At 70.6% G+C, this 18,654-nt stretch carries 15 protein-coding genes; 7 read left to right on the top strand and 8 right to left on the bottom strand.

What is annotated here, in order from left to right:
* The first annotated feature begins 264 nt into the window (after window positions 1-264).
* On the top strand, window positions 265-645 hold the full coding sequence (locus MBA17_RS34460) for a hypothetical protein (RefSeq protein ID WP_238501561.1): 381 nt from the start codon (window positions 265-267) through the stop codon (window positions 643-645).
* Window positions 646-749: 104 nt separating this feature from the next.
* Here MBA17_RS34460 and MBA17_RS34455 read toward each other — a convergent pair whose 3' ends face one another.
* Entirely contained in the window at window positions 750-2,885 is a 2,136-nt protein-coding gene (locus tag MBA17_RS34455; protein ID WP_238501560.1) for a hypothetical protein, read from the bottom strand.
* 440 nt (window positions 2,886-3,325) lie between these two features.
* Between MBA17_RS34455 and MBA17_RS34450 the strand changes: the two genes are divergently transcribed.
* From MBA17_RS34450 to MBA17_RS34430, 5 genes are all read left to right on the top strand, one after another.
* Window positions 3,326-4,774: a hypothetical protein gene (locus tag MBA17_RS34450; protein WP_238501559.1), complete on the top strand. Its 1,449-nt coding sequence runs from the start codon at window positions 3,326-3,328 to the stop codon at window positions 4,772-4,774.
* Between the two features lie 284 nt (window positions 4,775-5,058).
* Window positions 5,059-6,759, top strand: a complete 1,701-nt coding sequence (locus tag MBA17_RS34445; RefSeq protein ID WP_238501557.1) for an LCP family protein — start codon at window positions 5,059-5,061, stop codon at window positions 6,757-6,759.
* Window positions 6,760-6,927: 168 nt separating this feature from the next.
* Window positions 6,928-8,862, top strand: a complete 1,935-nt coding sequence (locus MBA17_RS34440) for an acyltransferase family protein (RefSeq protein ID WP_238501556.1) — start codon at window positions 6,928-6,930, stop codon at window positions 8,860-8,862.
* 68 nt (window positions 8,863-8,930) lie between these two features.
* A complete protein-coding gene (locus MBA17_RS34435) occupies window positions 8,931-10,058 on the top strand; it encodes a glycosyltransferase family 4 protein (protein WP_238501555.1) in 1,128 nt (375 codons plus the stop codon).
* Between the two features lie 35 nt (window positions 10,059-10,093).
* Window positions 10,094-10,831 (top strand): acetoacetate decarboxylase family protein, encoded by a 738-nt coding sequence (locus MBA17_RS34430; protein ID WP_238501554.1) that lies wholly within the window; start codon window positions 10,094-10,096, stop codon window positions 10,829-10,831.
* A 94-nt stretch (window positions 10,832-10,925) separates the two neighbouring features.
* On the opposite strand, the gene MBA17_RS34425 is transcribed toward MBA17_RS34430, so the two are convergent.
* From MBA17_RS34425 to MBA17_RS49835, 6 genes are all read right to left on the bottom strand, one after another.
* Window positions 10,926-11,801, bottom strand: coding sequence for a glycosyltransferase family 2 protein (locus MBA17_RS34425; RefSeq protein ID WP_238501553.1), 876 nt, complete (start codon window positions 11,799-11,801; stop codon window positions 10,926-10,928).
* Window positions 11,802-11,997: 196 nt separating this feature from the next.
* The gene (locus MBA17_RS34420) at window positions 11,998-12,765 is read right to left on the bottom strand and encodes a CDP-alcohol phosphatidyltransferase family protein (protein ID WP_238501552.1); all 768 of its coding nucleotides are present in this window, start codon (window positions 12,763-12,765) and stop codon (window positions 11,998-12,000) included.
* Window positions 12,743-13,783 (bottom strand): iron-containing alcohol dehydrogenase family protein, encoded by a 1,041-nt coding sequence (locus tag MBA17_RS34415; protein WP_238501750.1) that lies wholly within the window; start codon window positions 13,781-13,783, stop codon window positions 12,743-12,745. Before MBA17_RS34415 ends, MBA17_RS34420 begins: the two co-directional genes overlap by 23 nt.
* 5 nt (window positions 13,784-13,788) lie before the next feature.
* Entirely contained in the window at window positions 13,789-14,523 is a 735-nt protein-coding gene (locus MBA17_RS34410) for a phosphocholine cytidylyltransferase family protein (protein ID WP_238501551.1), read from the bottom strand.
* 99 nt (window positions 14,524-14,622) lie between these two features.
* Entirely contained in the window at window positions 14,623-15,252 is a 630-nt protein-coding gene (locus MBA17_RS49840) for a DUF5941 domain-containing protein (protein WP_455432916.1), read from the bottom strand.
* A gap of 16 nt (window positions 15,253-15,268) precedes the next feature.
* The gene (locus MBA17_RS49835) at window positions 15,269-16,765 is read right to left on the bottom strand and encodes a CDP-alcohol phosphatidyltransferase family protein (protein WP_274386400.1); all 1,497 of its coding nucleotides are present in this window, start codon (window positions 16,763-16,765) and stop codon (window positions 15,269-15,271) included.
* A 118-nt stretch (window positions 16,766-16,883) separates the two neighbouring features.
* Here MBA17_RS49835 and MBA17_RS34400 point away from each other — a divergent pair, with 118 nt between their 5' ends.
* Complete coding sequence (locus MBA17_RS34400) at window positions 16,884-17,615, top strand: IspD/TarI family cytidylyltransferase (RefSeq protein WP_238501550.1); 732 nt, start codon at window positions 16,884-16,886, stop codon at window positions 17,613-17,615.
* On the opposite strand, the gene MBA17_RS34395 is transcribed toward MBA17_RS34400, so the two are convergent.
* On the bottom strand, window positions 17,599-18,618 hold the full coding sequence (locus tag MBA17_RS34395) for a glycosyltransferase family 2 protein (RefSeq protein ID WP_238501549.1): 1,020 nt from the start codon (window positions 18,616-18,618) through the stop codon (window positions 17,599-17,601). The genes MBA17_RS34400 and MBA17_RS34395 overlap by 17 nt on opposite strands.
* Between the last annotated feature and the right edge of the window lie 36 nt (window positions 18,619-18,654).

The following is an 18,654-nucleotide window of genomic DNA, read 5'->3' as shown; positions in this document are numbered from 1 at the left end:
GCCGGCGCACACCGAGCAGCGGGCCAAGGCCGGGCGCGGGCTTCGCTCGGCCGCCGACGGAGGCGACGCCCAAGCCGCCTAGCTATAGCTAGAGAGCCGCTAGAGAGCCGCTAGAGAGCCGCTAGTTTTTCGACGAATCGGCGACCAGCGATCTACGTGTGAGTGACCAGCCGGCGAACTGTGCTCAGAAGATCTTTCGTCGGATTCGGTCTTGACCCAGGCTCCCTTTCGGGCGGTATCAGGACCGTCCAAACGGAAGGAACCATGAAAAATCTGCTCAAGACCGCTGTGGTCGGCGCTGCCTTGGTCGCGTCGAGCCTTGCCATGGCGCAGCCGGCGATGGCCAGCACGTTCTCGTGGAACGTCAGCGATGGCGTCATCTCCTACGACGATGCCTCGAACAAGTTCTGCGTGCGGGCGTACGACTCCGAGGGCGCCCGCTCGGTGGAGGTGACCCTGACCAGCAGCAGCGGCCTAAAGTACACCATCACCGATCTCAACAACTATTACGGCAAACCGGGCGGCACGTGCAGATACCTCAACAACACTTACAGTGAGAACACTTCCCTCAGCGCGACCGCCAGGTCGTACTGGGGCGAGCGCGGCACCTGGGTGAGTCGCGGGAGCAAATCGTTCACCACCTGACCAACCTGCCGGCTCCCCGCACGCCGTCCAGGGCGCGGGGAGCCGACTCGGTGAGGAGCCGGCAACAGCGTCTCCCACAAGGCGCTGGATGTCGGGACCTTCCGCTACGGGATGCCGAGCCAGACGTCGATGGAGAGGGACCAGGTGGCGTTGGGCGGGGTGGTCAGGGAGCGCTCGTCCTGGCGGGTGCGGAGAGTCATGATCTGGCGGGGGTCCCGCACGTAGGGGGTGAGCTGGGAGCGGGCGGCGGCGAGGAGGACGGGGCGGCGCCCGGCGGCGCGGGTGCGATCGATGAGGCGGGTGACGTCGGCAGATGGTGGAAGATCGTCGCCTTCGCGAAGGAGGCGGACCTGGGCGGCAGGGACGCCGCACATGCCCCTGACGAGCTGGGTGAAGCGGTCGCCGGTGACGCGCTCGACGACGAGGACCGAAGCGTCGGGCGGGATGGCGGCGCACAGCCGGGAGACCGCCGCCGCCTCGCCGTGGCCCACGGGGGTGAAGGCGGTACCGATGGAGATCACGGCCGGCGGCACCAGGACGAGCAGGCCGCCCACCGCCACGACCATGCGGCGGACCCGCAGGCCGTAGCCCATGCGGCGGGCCTTGTCGCGCACCCAGCGCAGGCCCCAGACGCCGAGCAGGACCATTCCGGGGATGATCACTGGGACCAGCCGCCGCGCGGCGAAGGGGTGGTCCGGGGTGATCGCGGGGAGGATCAGCGTGGTGACCGTGGTCCAGCCGACGATCGCCAGCGGAAGCAGCCAGACCAGGCTCGTGCCCTTGGCCAGCCTGCGGGCGAGGACGGCCGCGGCCAGCGTGGCGAGCAGCACGACGGGGACGCCGACGTACCACATGACCCAGGAGAGGGAGTCTTCGTAGTAGAGGCGCTCGCCGTCCAATGGTAGGCCGTTGGCCCGTTGGATGGTCGCGATGAAGGTGGAGGTGAGGCGGTCTTCCGGGGTCGTCGGCGTCCGGCGAACGGTCTGGAGGAACGGCCGGACGGCGAAGGCCAGCATGACGAGCACCACCCCGAGGGCGGCCATCTCGGGCAGCCGGACCCGGCCCGGCCGTGGGGTCGACCGAGGGTCGAGCCGCTGGGCGAGCCGCTGGGCGAGCCGTGGTGCCAGCATCGCGCCGACGGCGGTGAGCAGGAGCACGGCCGCGCAGATCAGCAGCAGCGGCACCAGCGACCCGCGCAGGTAGTCGAGGTACGGCCACGCGACGAGTTGCGCCGCCGCGAAACCCACGCCTATCCCCGCCGTCACCCCCGCGAGCAGCGGCAACCCGAGAACCCCGTCCCGTGCGCCAGCGACCGCGCTCGCCCTGGCGAGGCGATGCAGGGCGATGAGCAGGCCCGCGTACGCCAGGACGGGGAGCACGTCGCGCAGGCCGTCGATGCGGACCAGGGTGGCCAGCCCGAAGACGAGACCGGCCAGCGCCGCAGTGCCCCTCGCACCACCGCCTTGGCCGCCACCGGTGGCGGAGGTGCGGAGGCGTTCGCGGGCGTCGAGGAGCAGGGAGACGGCGCCGAAGATCAGGATCAGGGAGGGGATCTCGCTGAAGGTGGTGCGGGAGGTGTAGAGGATCGGCAGGCTGACCGCCATGGTCAGGGCGGCCAGGGGCGCCCAGCGGGGCCCGATCAGACGGGCGGCGACGCCGCTGAAGGTGAGGACGGCGAGTGCCCCGAGGACGGGCGGCGTCAGGAGCAGGCCGGGGACGCCGCCCAGCCAGTGGCCGACCGCCAGGATCAGCGGCGGACCGGGCATGAACTGCGGGACGACGGCGCCCTGGAACTCGTAGAACCCGACGCTGTCGAAGACGAGGGACGGGTCGGGCCCGCCGAAGGCCGCCTCCTGGAAGGGGATCGGCAACGAGCCGTGCTCCGCCAGCCAGGCGGCGTACTGCGCGTAGGTGGCCGGGTCGCGGCGGACGATCAGTTGCTCGGCGTGGAACACCCCGTTGAACACCCCGGAGGCCAGCGCGATGCCGGCGACCGCCGCCGTGTGCCGGCCGGTCGCCTCGATCAGCGAGGGCAGCCGGCGCAGGCCGTACCAGCACAGGGCGGCGATGATCGGCAGGCCGATGACCAGCGCGGGAACCGGGTGGAACCAGCCGAGGAGCAGCAGCGGCAGGGCGGTGAGCAGCCACCCGGCCAGCGCGAGCGCGGGCACGGCGGACCCGACGGCCAGCACCCTGCCGGCCGACGGCCACCGCGAGAGATCGAAACCGGTACCTTTCATCACCTGGGCGCGAGCCTAACGGGGTTGGGATCTGGAGGTCGCGTGGGCCGGATCCGGGGTGGACGACGAGGACGGGGTCGAGTGGAGAGCTGGATCCCGGTGTGGCAGCGACGAGGGTGGGTTCAGCGGAGGACATGGGTCCCACTGTGAGCGACCAGGACGGGTTCGGCGGAGGACCCGGACCGCCCTGTGGACAACGGGGAGCGAGCGGAAGCCCTTGTGGACAACGGAGCCGGACTCGGCCGGTGACGTGGACCGATACCCCGTCCCAGGGGACCAGGATTGACCCACAAGCCGCGCGAAACCGTCGACGACGGAGACGGACTCGGCCGGTGACCTGACTGGTGTGCCCGCCAGGCAGGATGGTCAGCGGGCGTTTGAGGGTGGATCTCACTGTGTATGACGGCGCGGGAGGTGGCGTGGAGCGGGTTCGGAGGTGGGTGCGTCGGCATCCGTGGTTCACCGGGGTGGTCGCGGCCGGGGCGGTGTTGCGGGTGCTCGCGATGCTGGGCTATCGGCCCGCGTTGTGGTTCCCCGACACCTACACCTACGTCGTCACCGCCCTGCGGCCACGCCCCGACCTCGTCCGGCCCGCCGGTTACTCGATGTTCCTGCGGCTGTTCGAGCCCTTCCACTCGTTCGCCTTCGTCGCCTTCGTCCAGCACCTGATCGGCCTGGCGACGGGTGTCCTGGTCTATGTGGTCGCGCGCAGGCTGCGCGCGCCTTCGTGGGCGGCGGTGACGGCGTCGGCCGCGATCCTGCTCGACGCGTACCAGATCGAGCTGGAGCACCTGCTCGTCTCGGACACGCTGTTCACCTTCATGGTCACGGGCGCGGTGTCCCTGGCCCTGGCGAGGACGATGCGGTGGCGTACGGCGTGCGCGATCGGCCTCCTGGTGGCCGCCGCCACCCTGACCAGGACCGTCGGGCTGCCGTTGCTGGCCGTCCTGGCGGCGTGGCTGCTGATCAGGCCGGTCCGGATGGGCGAACCGGGGAAGCCGGGCGAACCGACGGCGAAGCCGGTACGGACGCCCGAGGAGACGAAGGCGCGGGCCGTACGGGCGGGGGTGTTGCTGGCGGCGGCGGTGATCCCGATCATCGCGTACGGGGGCTGGTTCTACGCGACCTACCAGCGGGTCGGCATCGTGGGGGCGAACGGCGTGTTCCTCTACGCGCGGGCGATGTCGTTCGCCGACTGCGCCGTGATGAAGCCGCCGCCGGACCTCGCGGTGCTGTGCGACCCCCGGCCGCCCGCCCTGCGCCCGCCCTCCCAGGAGTACGTCTGGGCGGCGGACTCCCCGCTGGTCAAGCTCCCGGGGATCACCTTCTCCCAGGACAACGACTCCCGGGCCGGGCGGTTCGCGACGCTGGCGATCACCAGCCAGCCGCTCGACTACGCGGGCTCGGTGGTGTCGGAGTTCGCGCGGACGTTCACCCTGGGCCGTCCCGTCTACCCTGACCAGGAAATCTACGACTACTACCAGTTCCCCACCGTGACGCCGGCTCCGCCTGGGCGCTATCCGGCGCGGGAGAGCATGCGGTCCGCGCTCAGCTACGAGCGGGGGGAGATCGCGACGCGGGTGGTGGAGCCGTTCGCCGGCTGGCTGCGGGGATACCAGAGCGTGGCGCGCTTGCCGGGTCTGGTGCTGCTGGCCGTGCTGCTGGTCCCGCCGGCTGTGCTGATCGTCCGCAGGCGGGAGCCGAGGTCGGGGGTGCCGTTGTGGACGCTGCCCTGGGCGACCGCGTGGGTGCTGCTCGTGATGCCGCCGGCGGTCGCCGTGTTCGACTATCGCTACGTCCTGCCCGCCGTACCGCTCGCGGGGCTGGCGGCGGCGGTGGCGCTCGGGCGGAACGGGCCTGCATCCGGCAAATCGGTTGAGACCGGATAGATCGACAAACTCAAACATTCCCTGAAATATCAGTACCTGAGTATGCTGTGCCTCCGGATCATCGCGATGTGGTCGCAGGTGATCGGGGCCCAGTTCCTCCGATCACGGTGCCCGGCACTCGATGCGTGACCTAGTCTTTTTCGCGATGACCGACTGAGACGGCACGAGGCGTTCGCGGCTGCGAACCTCGCACGACCAGGGAAGGGGCCCTTGAGCGAGCGAGCGGGCAGGCATCGGAGCGAGCGCGGCGGCGCTCGGCGTACGAGGCGGCACAAGGAGTCCCTGTGAGCGACCACCGGCATCCCACCGCCCAGGACCAGCGGGCTCTTCCGGCCGAGTCAGGCCGCCGCGCCTCTCGCCGGGCCATGCACGCGCCGCCCGACCAGGAACCCGACCTGTACGAGGACCAGCGTTACGCGCCACGCGCGGAGCCGCCCGCACCACCGGATGACGAGCCACCGTACGACGACCCGCCACGCGGCCGGCGCCGTAAGGGCGGCGGCGACGGCGGGAAGCGGATGAAGCTGCTCGCCTGGGGCAGCATCGCGCTCACCGGCATCCTGGTCGCCGTCACGCTCACCGGGTACGGGCTCTACCGCGTCGCCCTGAGCGGCATCAACACCGAAGACCTCAGCAAGAAGCTCAGCAAGAACCGCCCGGTCAACGACACCGGCGCGCTCAACATCCTGATCGTCGGCTCCGACACGCGCGAGGGCGACAACCTCAGATACGGCCAGAAGATGGCCAACGCGGGCAAGCGCACCGACACGATGATCCTCATGCACATCTCCCCCAACCGCGACAACGCGACGCTGGTGAGCTTCCCGCGCGACTCGGTGGTGCAGATCCCGCAGTGCACGGGCGACAACGGCGCGCTCTACCCGCCGAAGATCGAAATGATCAACGCCGCCTACAACCAGGGTGGCATCGCCTGCACGATCAACACGCTCGAAGCGCTCACCAAGATCCGCATCGATCACCACGTCGAGGTCGACTTCACCGGGTTCAAGAACATCGTCGACGCGCTCGGCGGCATCCGGGTCTGCCTCAAGCAGCCGGTCGCCGACAAGAAGGCCAAACTCGAACTCGCCGCCGGATGGCACAACCTGAAGGGCGAGGCCGCCCTCGGCTACGTACGGCTGCGCAACTACGGCGACGGCAGCGACACCCAGCGGATCAAGCGCCAGCAGGTCTTCCTCAGCCAGGTGGTGAAGAAGGCCACCAGCAGCGACCTGATCAGCAATCCCGGCAAGTTGCTCGACCTCATCCAGGCCGCGGGCGCCTCGGTCACGATGGACACGGAGCTGGCCAGCAGCACCGACACCCTCCTCCGGATCGCGCAGAGCGCCCGCGCGCTGACCGCCAGCGGCGTGAAGTTCACCACGGTCCCCGGCGGCCCCCACCCCGACGACAAGAACCGCGTGCAGTGGCGGCAGCCCGACGCGAACAACCTGTTCGACTCGATCCGCAGAGACATCGAGATCAAGCCCACCGCGGCCCCGAAGCCCTCCACCAGCACCAGCACCGCCCCCAAGCCGACCATCAAGGCGGGCGACGTCAAGATCCAGGTCCTCAACGGCACCAACGTACCCGGCCGCGCCAAGGAGGTCGCCGACGCGCTCACCGAGCAGGGCTTCAAGGTCACCCAGGTCGGCAACGGTTTCCTCCCGGGCGGCGTGGAGCAGCCGAAGACCAAGCTGCTCTACGCCAAGAACGCCGCCGACGGCGCCGACTACGCCGCGCCGATCGTCGGGAAGCTGATCAACAAGGTCTCCGCCCAGGCAGGAAAGATCAAGCCGGTCTCGTCCGAGCCGTACATCGCGACTTCGGCCACCCCGGCGCCCCGTGGAGCGGCGACGGCCACCAAGGGCCCGGTGATCCAGCTGGTCATCGGTGCTGACTGGGAAGGCGTCAAGGCTCCGGTCAAGATCCCCGACAGCGTCAAGGACAGCGTGGTCGACGCCAAGACCGACCCCTGCCAGTAACTGTTTCGGCCCAACCGCGACAGGTGATCTATAGGGCCGTTAGGGTGGACGGGTCGGTGAGGCGGACCTTGGCAGCCGTTCGCCGAACGCTGCTGTCAGCGCGTCCGACCATGCCCCCGCATGCCCCCCATGTCCCCCGGTCTCCGACAGATAGCCGAGCATTTCCTCGTGAGTGACACCCGATCCTCTTTCCAGGTTCCGGGCCGGCGGAGTGAAGGCTCCGCCGATCCCGGCGACGAGCAGAACAAGGCTCCCGAGCCTGCTCCGGAAGAGGAGGGTGCCGGCGAGGTGACCGCCTGGGGCTACCCGGCGTACGGCACGGCACACCCCGAGCCCCCCGCCGGTCCGCACGGCACGGCTCACCCCGGTGACCCGGCCGGCGACCGGCCCGGCACACCACGGCACGGCGCGCCGCAGCCCGCCCCCCCGCACGGAGCCCGCCCCAGTACGCCGCAGTACGGCACGGCCCAACCCGGCACGCCGCCGCACGCCGCCGCACAACACGGCACGGCGCAGTCGGCCACGGCCCGGCCCGGCAGCTCGCCCGAGGCACAGCACAGCGCCGCGCACTCCGGCACAACACACTCCGGCGCAGCGCAACCCGGCACGGCTCGGCGCGGCGGCTCACGGCGCAGAACGTCGCAACCCGCCGGCCCGCCCGGCGAGCCCGAGGAGCGGCGGGCGGCGGAGCCCGGCAGCGTGATCGGGCGGTTCGAGCAGACGCAGACGCCCGACAACGGCATCACCGAACCCGACGCGCCCCCCGGCTGGCACCCCGCCCCGTACGCGGGCCGGGACGACGAGCCGAGCGAGCTGTGGAAGCGGCAGGAGGCCTTCATCCGCGACCGCCGCAGCGAGGGCGGTCAGACCCCGTGGCCCGCCCCGGGGCCCGAGCACACCGGCGCCCCCCCAGTCTGGGAGCGGCGGCGCCAGCCCTCGCCGGACGACGAGGGTGGCCACTTCTCCTTCTGGAACGAGCCCGACCGCGCCCCCGAGCCGCGACCGGCCCCACAGCGGACCGCAGACGGCCCGGAAGCCCCCGCCTCGCCCGCCACCGCCACCGAGGATGCGCCGGAGCCCGCCGCCAAGCGGAAGCGCGAGCCGTACCTGGACAACGTGAAGTTCCTGCTGATCGCGCTGGTCCCGATGGGGCACGCGCTGGTCCCGACGCTCGACGCCGACTCCGCCAGGGCCGCCTACATCTTCATCTACACCTTCCACATGCCGGCGTTCGTGGTCGTCAGCGGTTATCTGAGCCGGAACTTCTGGAACTCCAACGCCAAGACCAACAAGCTGGTCGACACGTTCCTGATCCCGTACGCCATCGTCGAGGTCGGTTACGCCGTGCTCCGCTTCTCCCTCGGGCAGAAGTGGAGCCTCACCATCATCGACCCGGCCTGGCTCAACTGGTATCTCCTGGCCCTGCTCCTGTGGCGGCTCTCCACGCCGGTGTGGAAGCGGATGAAGCAGCCGCTGCTGGTGGCCGTGGTGATCTACCTGCTGTCCGGCTTCTCGGAGATCTCCGGCGACTTCAGCTTCGACCGGTTCTTCGGCCTGCTGCCCTTCTTCGTGCTCGGCCTGATGCTCCAGCCCGAGCACTTCGACCTGCTCAACCGCACCTGGGTCAAGATCGTGGCGGGCTTCACCCTGGTCGGCGGCGCGGGCGCGGCCATCCTCCTCGCCGAGCGCGGCGTCAAGCTGGAACCCGTCTACTTCAAGGCCAGCTACAAGGACCTGGACCTGTCCTGGTGGATGGGCCTGAGCCTGCGCGGCGCGCTGCTGGTCGCCGCCCTCGCCCTGACCCTCTCGGTGCTGGCGCTGGTCCCCCGGCGCGAGACCTGGTTCACCGACCTCGGCACCCGCACGCTCTACGCGTACCTGCTGCACGGCATCCCCGTGATGATCGCCAAGGAGATGGGCTGGCTGAGCCTCCCCTGGCTGTACGGCCCGCTCGGCATGCTGGCGATCATGACGAGCAGCTTCGCCCTGGCGATCGTGCTCTGTCTGCCGGAGACGCGCACGGTCTTCAAGTGGGTCCTCGAACCCCGGTTGACCTGGTTGTACCGGCGTCCGTCCGGCAAGTCGCGCACGCCACGAAGTTAAGCGGCAGTTCCCCCATCATTCACGCAACACATCCGGACATGACGGCAACGCCGCTCAGCATCGTCTATATGAGGGTTTGCGTGGGAACCATCGTCCACCATCCTGAGGACGCCCGGATCATGCACAGGCAGATCCGAGCGCTCCTCGAGGCCGGGCACGAGGTGACGTATGTCGCGCCCTTCACCCACTGCAACGTCACGGCGTCCACCCGCGTGCGGGCCATCGACGTGCCGCGGGCGGTCGGCCGCAGGCGGCGCAGGGCGATCAGGGCCGCGCGCCGGGCGCTGCGGCTCGGCACGCGGGACGCCGACCTGCTCATCGTGCACGACATGGAGCTGCTCTTCGCCCTGCCGTCCGCCCGTCGCCGGCCGCCGGTGGTGTGGGACGTGCACGAGGACACCGAGGGCGCGCTCGCCGCGAAGGTCTACCTGCCCGAGTGGGTGCGCCGGGTGCTGCCCCCGCTGATCCGGCGGGTGGCGGCGCGGGCCGAGCGCAGGCTGCACCTGATCCTCGCGGAGGACGCCTACCAGGAGCGCTTCGCCCGGCCCCACCCGGTGGTGCGCAACACCACCTACGTGCCCGAGAAGCCGCCCCAGCCGCCCGGCGAGAACAGGGTGGTCTACGTGGGACACCTCTCGGAGGTACGGGGCGCGGTGGAGCTGATCGAGGTGGCGCGCAGGCTCGCGCCGTACGGGATCAGGGTGGATCTGGTCGGGCCCGCGGACGTCGCGGTCAGGCCGTTGCTGCGCGACGCGCAGCGGGAGGGGCTGCTCGACTGGTTCGGGTACGTGCCCAACCGGCACGCGCTGCGGATGGCCGAGGGCGCTCTGGCGGGGCTGTCGCTGCTGCACGACCTGCCGAACTACCGGCAGTCGCTGCCGACCAAGGTGATCGAGTACATGGCGCACGGGATCCCGGTGATCACGACTCCGCTGCCGATGGCCGCCGCCATGGTGAACCAGGTGGGCTGCGGCACGGTCGTGCCCTTCCAGGACGTCGACGCGGTCGTACGGGCCGTGCTGCGGCTGCGGGAGGACCCGGAGAAGGCCGCGATGGGCGTGCGCGGCCACACGGAGGCGCTGCGCCGCCATCACTGGCCCGACCACGCCGTGGAGTTCGTGCGGCAACTGGAGGAGTGGGCCGCCGCCCCTGACGGCGTGCCCGCCCAGGCGAGGCGCAGAGCCGTCGCCGTGTAGTGACGGGCGGGCCGCCGGTTGGTGTACTGGATGCCATGGCACACCATCTGATCCAGGGGCGGGCCCTGACCATCCCGGTGCGTGTCCGGGACGCCACGGTCTGCAGCGCGATCTATCTCGTCCGTGCCGACGCCGCCCGCGCGGTGATCGCCTACTCAGGACTCGACGTGACCGAGTCGCTGCCCGGCAAGGCCGTCTGCGCGCTGGTTTTCGTCAGATACCACGACTCTGACCTCGGCTCCTACGACGAGTTCGGGGTCGCCTTCATGGTGCGCCCCCCGGAGGCCGGCCGCCCGTCCCGCCACGGCCTCCTGCCCGGGTTCGCCGACCTGCGACGCGCCGGGACCGGCGCCTTCGTCCACTGGCTCCCCGTCGACCAGGGGTTCACCATGGAGGCCGGCCGTACGATCTGGGGGTTTCCCAAGGAACTCGCCGACATCGACCTGCGGCTCGCCTCGCCGTACAAGCGGTGTGTCCTGCGCAAGGACGGGCGGCTGGTGGTCGACCTGCTGATCAAGCCGGGTGTCCCGGTGCCGGGCGGCGGCGCGCTGGCGCCCTTCGACGCCTACGCCCACCTCGACGGCGTGGGCCGCCGCACCTCGTGGTCCATGTCCCCGCGCGGCGTGCGCGTCCGCCCGGGAGGCGCGCTGGTACGGCTGGGCAATCATCCCGTCGCCAAGGAGTTGAGCGAACTCGGCCTGCCGAAGAACGCCCTGCTCTCCGCCACCGTCTCCCGCCTCACGATGAGCCTGGGGGCGTCCGCGGTGCTCTGACGGCCCGGTGCGTACTCCAGCCGCCTGGAGTTCCAGACGAGTGGTGTTCCAGGCGAGTGGTGTTCTAGACGAGTGGTTCTAGACGAGTGGTGTTCTAGACGATGGGCGGGCGACCGAGGCGGAGCATCCGCCACGCGGTGCGCCAGGCCATCGGGCGGCGCTCGCCCGCAGGCTCGCGCAGACCTTCGGAGAATCCCTTGAACCAGGAGCGCAGCGCGATGCCCGAACGTTCGCGGACCAGCGTGAGGATGACCCAGTCGAGCAGGTAGAGGCCCGCGAGGGGCCAGGGCAGGTTGCGGCGGGCCAGCCAGACGCGGTTCCGGGCGTTCAGCCGGTAGAAGTCGGCGTGGCGGGTGGGCGGCACCTGCGGGTGGTACATGACCGTGGCGGCGTCGTACTCGATGCGGTAGCCCTCGCCGAGCAGCCGCCAGGCCAGGTCGGTCTCCTCGTGCGCGTAGAAGAAACGCTCAGGCAGGCCGCCGACCTGGAGGAAGGCCGAGCGGCGGATGGCGCAGGCGCCGCCGAGGAAGGTGGTGACCGGGGAGGAACGCTCGGGGTCGCCGGCCCGGAGCCGGGGGACGTGCCGCCGCTGGCCGTTGCCGCCCTCGGGGTCCATCACCCGGAAGGAGATGACCGCCAGGTCGGGCTCGGTGGCGAAGCGCTCCCTGACGTGGGCGGCGACCTTCTGGTTGGCGTACCACCCGTCGTCGTCGAGGAAGAGCACGATGTCGCCGGAGCACTCCTCGACGCCGCGGTTGCGGCCGGCGGGGATGCCGCTGTTGCTCGCCAGCCGCACGGTCTTGACCGAGGAGCCCGGCGGCGGGCTGGCCGTCAGAGCGGGCACGTCCGCGCCGTTGCCGACGACCACCACCTCGATGTCGCCATCGATCTGGACCAGGGCGGACTCGACCGCCCGGTCCAGTTCGGCGACCCGGTTGCCCATGGTGAGGATGACGCACGAAATCTTCAACGCGTCATCGCCTTGGCGCGTTGATAGTAGGTGCGGAGCATACTTTCATGATCACCGAGTCTGCCTCTTAGGGCAATTCCGTCAGACCGCCCTGTCCATGATTTACCGGGAAATAAGCGTATCGGAACTGCCAGCAAACCCCCACCAAACAGTGAGTGTCTGCCACATACGACGTTCGCCACGGCCTTCCGGTTCCTCATGAAAGCCGCCGCGACGCCAGAATGCTGATCAGGTGCAGCACGAGCTGCACGACGGCGACCACCGCACACGCCACGGTGAGCACCCGGGTGGCCGTGAGGTCGCCGCTGAGCGCGTCCCAGACGGCCGCGATCACCACCAGGATCGACAGCTCGACCGCCTGGACGATCCGGTGGAAGCGCAGCATCGCGGCGGCCTTCCTGGCCAGCCCCAGCCCCGCCGACTGGAACTGCGACGCGGACGCCTCGGTCGCCGCCACCAGCCCGGAACGGGCCCTCGCCACGTCGACCAGGTCGGTCTCCGCCTTGATCAGGATCGCGCCGAGCGCGGCGGCGAAGCCGAGCACGACATACCAGTCGGGGACGGTCTCCGCGGCGCGGAAGCCCAGCCCGATCAGCAGTGCGGCCTCCGCGAAGTAGTGGCCGACCCGGTCGAGGTAGACGCCGGTGATCGAGGTGCGGCCGGTCCAGCGGGCCAGCTCGCCGTCGGAGCAGTCGAGCAGGAGGTAGATCTGTACGAGCAGCGCCGCGCCGATCGCCGCCCACAGGCCCGGCAGGGCCATCACCACCCCGGCCAGCAGGCCGCACAGGATCATCAGCCCGGTGGCCTGGTTGGGCGAGATGGGTGTCTTGGCGAGCGCCCAGGTGACGTAGATCGACAGTTTGCGCATGTAGAGCAGGCCGGCCCAGTGTTCGCCACTGCGCCGGTCCATGGTGCTCTGCGGCTGCGCGACCGAGCGGATCTCAGCGACCGACGGTCCGGGCATAGTCTTCCACCCGCTCCCGCACTTCGGTCGCGGACAGGCGGAGGTGCTCCAGAATCGTGTAGCGGCCGGGCCGCGTGGAGGGCGCGAGCATGACCGCCTCGGTGAACTGCTCGGTGCTCAAGCCGATGTCACCCGGCGTGACGGGCAGCTCATGGCGGCGTAGACAGGAGACCACCTGATCGAGCCGTTTGGGGTCCTCCCTGAGGAAGAAGCAGAAGGCGGCGCCGATGCCGGCTAGCTCGCCGTGATTGGAAGTGCCTGGATAAAGCTGATCCACGGCATGCAGGATCTCATGGTCGCCGCCACTGGAGGGCCGGGATGACCCGGCGATGACCATCGACATGCCAGAAAGAATCAAGCACTCGGCCAGAACGGTCAAGAAATCATCGGATTCGATGGAGTCGGTCCTGCCGACCACCGCCTCCGCCGCGATGCGGGCCATCGAACAGGCGAGGCCGTCGATGGGCTCGCCGCGCTCGGCCGCGCCGAGTTGCCAGTCGTCGATCGCCGACAGGTTGCTCACCACGTCGCCCACGCCCGAACGGACGAGCGCGGGCGGCGCGTCGTGCACGAAGTCGAGATCGACCATGATGGCCAGCGGCATCGGCACCCCGAAGGACCCTTTGCCGCCGTCGTGGACCAGCGAGGCCACCGGCGAGCAGATCCCGTCGTGCGACAGGTTGGTGGCGATCGCGACCATCGGGATGCCGGCCAGCGAGGCGGCGTACTTGGTCGCGTCGATGGTCTTGCCACCGCCGATGCCGACGACCGCCTCGTAGGCGCCCTTGCGCAGGTCGGCGCCGAGCGAGACCGCCGCGTCGACCGACCCGTCCAGCACCCGGAAGACCTGCGCCTCGCCCAGCGAAGGGGCGATGACCGAGGCGATCTTGTCACCCTGTGACGCCCCGACCGCCACGGCGACCCGGCCGGACGTCGCCACCCGGCTGTCGGCGAGCAGCGAGCCGAGCTGCGCGATGGCGCCCCTGCGCACATCCATCATCAGGGGCGCCGGCAGCATCCTGGCTAGTATCGGCATGCAATCTCCCTGGCCTTGGCCAGGTCGTCGTGGTTGTCGACCTCGACCCACTCGACCTTGCCGATGGGGGCGACGGCGATCCGCTCGCCACGCGCGACCATCTCGGCGTAGCCGTCCTCGTAGTAGAGCTGCGGGTCGCGCTCGAAGGTCGTCTGCAGGGCCCCGGCCAGCCGCTCGGCCGCACCCGGACGGATCAGGGTGGCCCCGATGTATTCGCCGGCGGCCTCCGCCGGGTCCATCAGCTTGGTGATCCGCCGCAGGTCGCCCTCGGGCGACAGGGTGACCTTCATCTCCTCGTCCGCCAGCGACTTGACGTCGTCGACGGCCAGCAGCATGTCGGTGTCGGCGGGCGCCTGGAGCAGCGTCTCCTCCACAGACACCGGATGCACGGTGTCACCGTTGACGAGCAACGCCCCCTGCGCGAAATAGTCGCGCGCGCACCACAGGGAGTAGGCGTTGTTCCATTCCTCGGCCTTGTCGTTGTGCACGAGGATCAGCTTCACCCCGTGCCGACGCTCCAACTCGGCCTTCCGATCATGTACGGCCTGCGCCGCGTAACCGACGATGACCACCACCTCACGGAGATCCACGGCTGCCAGGTTGCGCAGCGAGATGTCCATGATCGTGGTGTCTCCGTCGACCGGCACGAGTGCCTTGGGCAGCGTGTCGGTGTAGGGCCGCAACCGTCGTCCGGCCCCGGCGGCCAGCACCATTCCCAGCAACGTACACTCCTCATCCGAGCGTGACTTCGTAGGCCCAAAGGTTAGTTCCATTCCGGCCCTGATCGTGTAATCGCCCGTTGGCGAGCGCACCACCCGCCGTTAATCGGCGGCGTCCGCCTCGGCGGTGTCGACCCCCGTACGGGGAGCCACCAGCCAGCAGGTGACGCTCTCCCACAGGAACAGACCCCAAAGATAGAGCCCGAGCAACACGAACACCGCCGTCACCCAGCCCACCAGCCCGCCGAGGGCGACCAGCAGCATCCGCCCCTCCCACCCGAGCCCCGAGGTGGCCAGCCAGGGCGGCGGATAGACGTGCTGACGGAGCCGGTAGACGATGTCGTAGTGGTGGAAGACCATCGCGCCCAGCAACAGGGCGATCAACGCGGGCGGGACCTCGCGGGCGAACCCGACCGAGGCGATGAAGCCGTACTCGGTGAGACGCAGGGTGGGCGGCACCAGCCAGTCGAGCCGCCCGTCGTGCCGGTGGGAGCTGCCGGGGCCGGCCAGCAGCAGCGCGACGGCCGGCGCGAACACCGCCAGCCCTTGGGAGCCGGCCACGCCGACCGCCAGCAGGATGGCCGTCACGAACGCCCCGGCCAGCGCGGGAGGCAGCGGCGGGAGCTGGCCCGCCACGATCATCCCCATGCTGCGGGAGAGCGCGCCGTCGTCGCGGTAGGCCACGAGCGTGCTGGGCGGAACAGGCGTCATGTTCACCGAGATCACCGTCACGTTCTCCCTGTCGGGGTCAAGACAGCGACCTCGCGATCCGCCCGATGAGCGTGTAGAGGGCCGCCACACCGCCCCAGCCGAGCAGGGCGAGGAAGGTCACCCGGGCGTCGAACAGGCCCGCGGTGACCGCGATCAGCGCCATCCGCTCGCCGATGGGCAACACGATGATCTTCTTGAGCCATCGGGTGCGCCGGTCGTCCTCCAGACGCCTGGAGAGCCGCAGTACGGGCGCCTCGGTGCTCAGGCGCTGCGCGGGGACCATCTGCGGCGGGTCGGCGGGCGAGGTCAGCGAGCGAGGCCGCCGGGCGTGGGCGACGCTCACCCGGTGGGCGTCGGAGCGGGCCGCCCCGTAGGAGAAGTCGATCGAGTGGCGCAGCGACTGGAGCACCATGGCGGCGACGGCGAGCGCCCAGATGTCGCCGGAGGCCGGCGTGATCGCGGTGTATCCGGCCGCGAGCCCCACGTAGACGACGTACTCCTTCGCGCGGTCGGCGGTGCCGTCGAGCCAGGCGCCGAGCGGGGAGAAGGCCCGGGTGTAGCGGGCGAGCTGCCCGTCGACGCAGTCGAGCACGAAGGAGAGCAGCACCAGCGCCGCGCCGAGCAGCATCGCCCCCCGGGTGCCGGCCGAGAACCAGACGGCCGCCAGCAGGGCCAGCCCGACGGAGATGCCGGTCACCGAGTTGGGCGTGAGCGACAGGCGGGCCGCCAGCCGTACGAGGTGGGTGGACCAGGAGCTGACGAAGTGGGTGGTGAAGAAGCCGTCGTCGCGCTTCACCGAGGAGTCGAGCCGGACCGCCTTCTCGTCGACCTCGGCCAGGCCGCGCACGGCGGCGTCGGCGGCGGCCTGCCCGGCCACCCGGTCGGCCCGTAACGGCCCGAGCGGTATGGCGCGCACCGGCACGCCCACCCGGACCAGCCCGACCAGGATCAGGTCGGCCACCTCCGTGCCCGCCGCCGCGCCCAGCCTGCCGGTCTGGACGAGATCGGCGAGCTCCTCCGCGAGGTCGGCGAGGGTGCCGAGATCGGCCTCGCCCACCTGGAGCACGCCGCGGAAGGTGCCGGTGGGCTCGGCGACGTCGTGGAAGGAGCTGCCCGCCGAGGCGATCATGCCGCCCTCGGCTCTGACCGGCGGGTGCAGCGGCCCGGCGGGTTCGCCCACGTCGCTCACCAGGGCCGAGGTGCCTCTGGCCGGATGGGCGAGCACCGAGGCGAGCGCCTCGGTGTGGGCGACGAGATCACCGGGGATCACCGCGACCGGCCCGCCGGCGGCCCTGGCCACCTTGGCGACGCAGCGCAGATCGTCGGCCAGCCCTCTGGTCCCCTCGGCCGGGCCGGGGCCTACCGGAACGGCGGTGCGGGCCACCACGTGGACGTCACGCAACGGTAAGGTGTCGAGTTGTTCGGCCAGCCGGTCGAGGACCGTGCCGTCGGCGCACGCCAGTCTGGCCGAAGCGGTCGTGGCGAGCACCACGGCCGCCGTTTGTGGGGCCGGGTGGCCCGTGGACGCTGGCAAGCGGCTTATCTCCTTCACGTCGACGGGATCGCCGCACGAACGGGAAGCGCGCACCCAGCGTAGCGATATGTTGACCGGATATCACGTTCACCGCGTAGTGCTTGTGGAGGAGCCACCCGTGTCCGCACCCCGACGGCGTACCGTCGCCGCGATCCTCGCCGGCGGCGTCGGCCTGCGTGTCGGCCGGGACACGCCCAAGCAACTCCTGGTGCTCGGCGGCCGGACGATCCTTGAGCACTCCGTCGCCGTCTTCCAGGAGGCGCCGGAGATCGACGAGATCATCGTCCTGATGACGCCCGGTTTCACCGGCGAGGCGAAGGCGATCCTGCACGGCTTCACCAAGGTCGGCCAGATCCTCGAGGGCGGGGCCAGCCGGTCGGAGACGAGCCGGCGCGCGGTCGAGGCGCTCGGCCGCCAGGAGTGCGACGTGCTCCTGCACGACGCCGCGCGCCCTCTCCTCGAACGGCGGATCATCACCGACTGCGTCACCGCGCTGGAGCGCCACGCCGCCGTGCAGGTCGCCATCCCCAGCTCCGACACCGTCGTGGTGACCGCCGCCGGGCCGTACGGCGAGGTGGTCGGCGAGGTCGTCGACCGGGCCACGCTGCGGCGGGTGCAGACCCCCCAGTGCTTCCGGTCGCCGGTGATCAGGGAGGCGTACGACCGCGCGTTCGCCGATCCCGGGTTCGCCGAACGGCAGGCGACCGACGACTGCGGCGTGGTGTTGCGCTACCTGCCGGAGGTGCCCATCCACATCGTCCCCGGCAGCGAGCGCAACCTGAAGATCACCCACCGGCTCGACATGGACATCGCCGAGGCGCTCCTGCGGGCCTCTAACGAGGTCTGCTGAGGCTCGGCGGGCTGGTGATGAAGCCCCAGCCCCAGGCGAGGTGCATGGTGGCGTAGACGAGCGGCAGCCGGACCAGCGCGGCGGCGGGCAGGCCGCGCCCGGTGAGCGCCGTACCCAGCAGCACCGCCGCGGCGTACGCCCCGGGGACGAGCAGCGCGGGCCAGAAGAACGGCGAGGCCAGCAGCCCGGCCAGGATGGCGAGCACCGCGGCCGGCGGCGCGAGGTAACGCAGGTTGATCGTGCCCTGGTGGGTGCGGGCCACGACCCTGCGCCAGCGGCCGTAGTGGAAGTACTGCTTGGCGAGGGCCTTGACGCTGGGCCTCGGCCGGTAGGTCACCCGCATCCGCGGCTGGAACCACACCAGGCCGCCGGTCTCGCGGATGCGGTGGTTCATCTCCCAGTCCTGGGCCCGCTGGAAGTGCTCGTCGTAGCCGCCGACGCGGACCAGCGCCGAGCGTTTGAAGACCCCCAGGTAGACGGTGTCGGCCGGGCCCTGGCTGCCGCCCGTGTGGAAGCGGGCGCCGCCCACGCCGAGTTTGGAGGTCATCGCCCGCGCCACGGCCTGCTCGAAGGAGGTCACCCCCTCGGCCGCCATGACGCCGCCGACGTTGTCGGCGCCGGTCTCCTCCAGGGTCTCCACCGCCACCTTCAGATAGTCGGCGGGGAGCATGGCGTGCCCGTCGACCCTGGCGACGATGTCGTTTCGGGAGGCGCCGATCGCGGCGTTCAGCGCGTTGGGCGTGCGGCCCGTGGGGTTGGCCACGACGACCACCCTCGGGTCCTCGGCCGCGAGTGTGTCCGCGACCTCCTGGGTGCGGTCGTGGGACGGGCCCACGGCGAGGACGACCTCGATCGGGCCCTCGTACGCCTGTGCGAGCACCTGGCGTACCGCCTCACGAAGATGTCGCTCCTCGTTGAGGACGGGCATGACGACGGAGATCGGCGGCCAGACACGGGTCTCGGAAGACGCGTTCGCCGCGCGGGAGTAAGGGGACTGCTTCATGGCTGAGGTCACGCTACTGTACGAGCGGGTGGTGAT

This window comes from Dolomitihabitans soli, assembly GCF_022213955.1.
GTDB lineage: Bacteria > Actinomycetota > Actinomycetes > Streptosporangiales > Streptosporangiaceae > Streptosporangium_A > Streptosporangium_A soli.
This window is presented reverse-complemented; position numbering and strand designations above follow the sequence as displayed.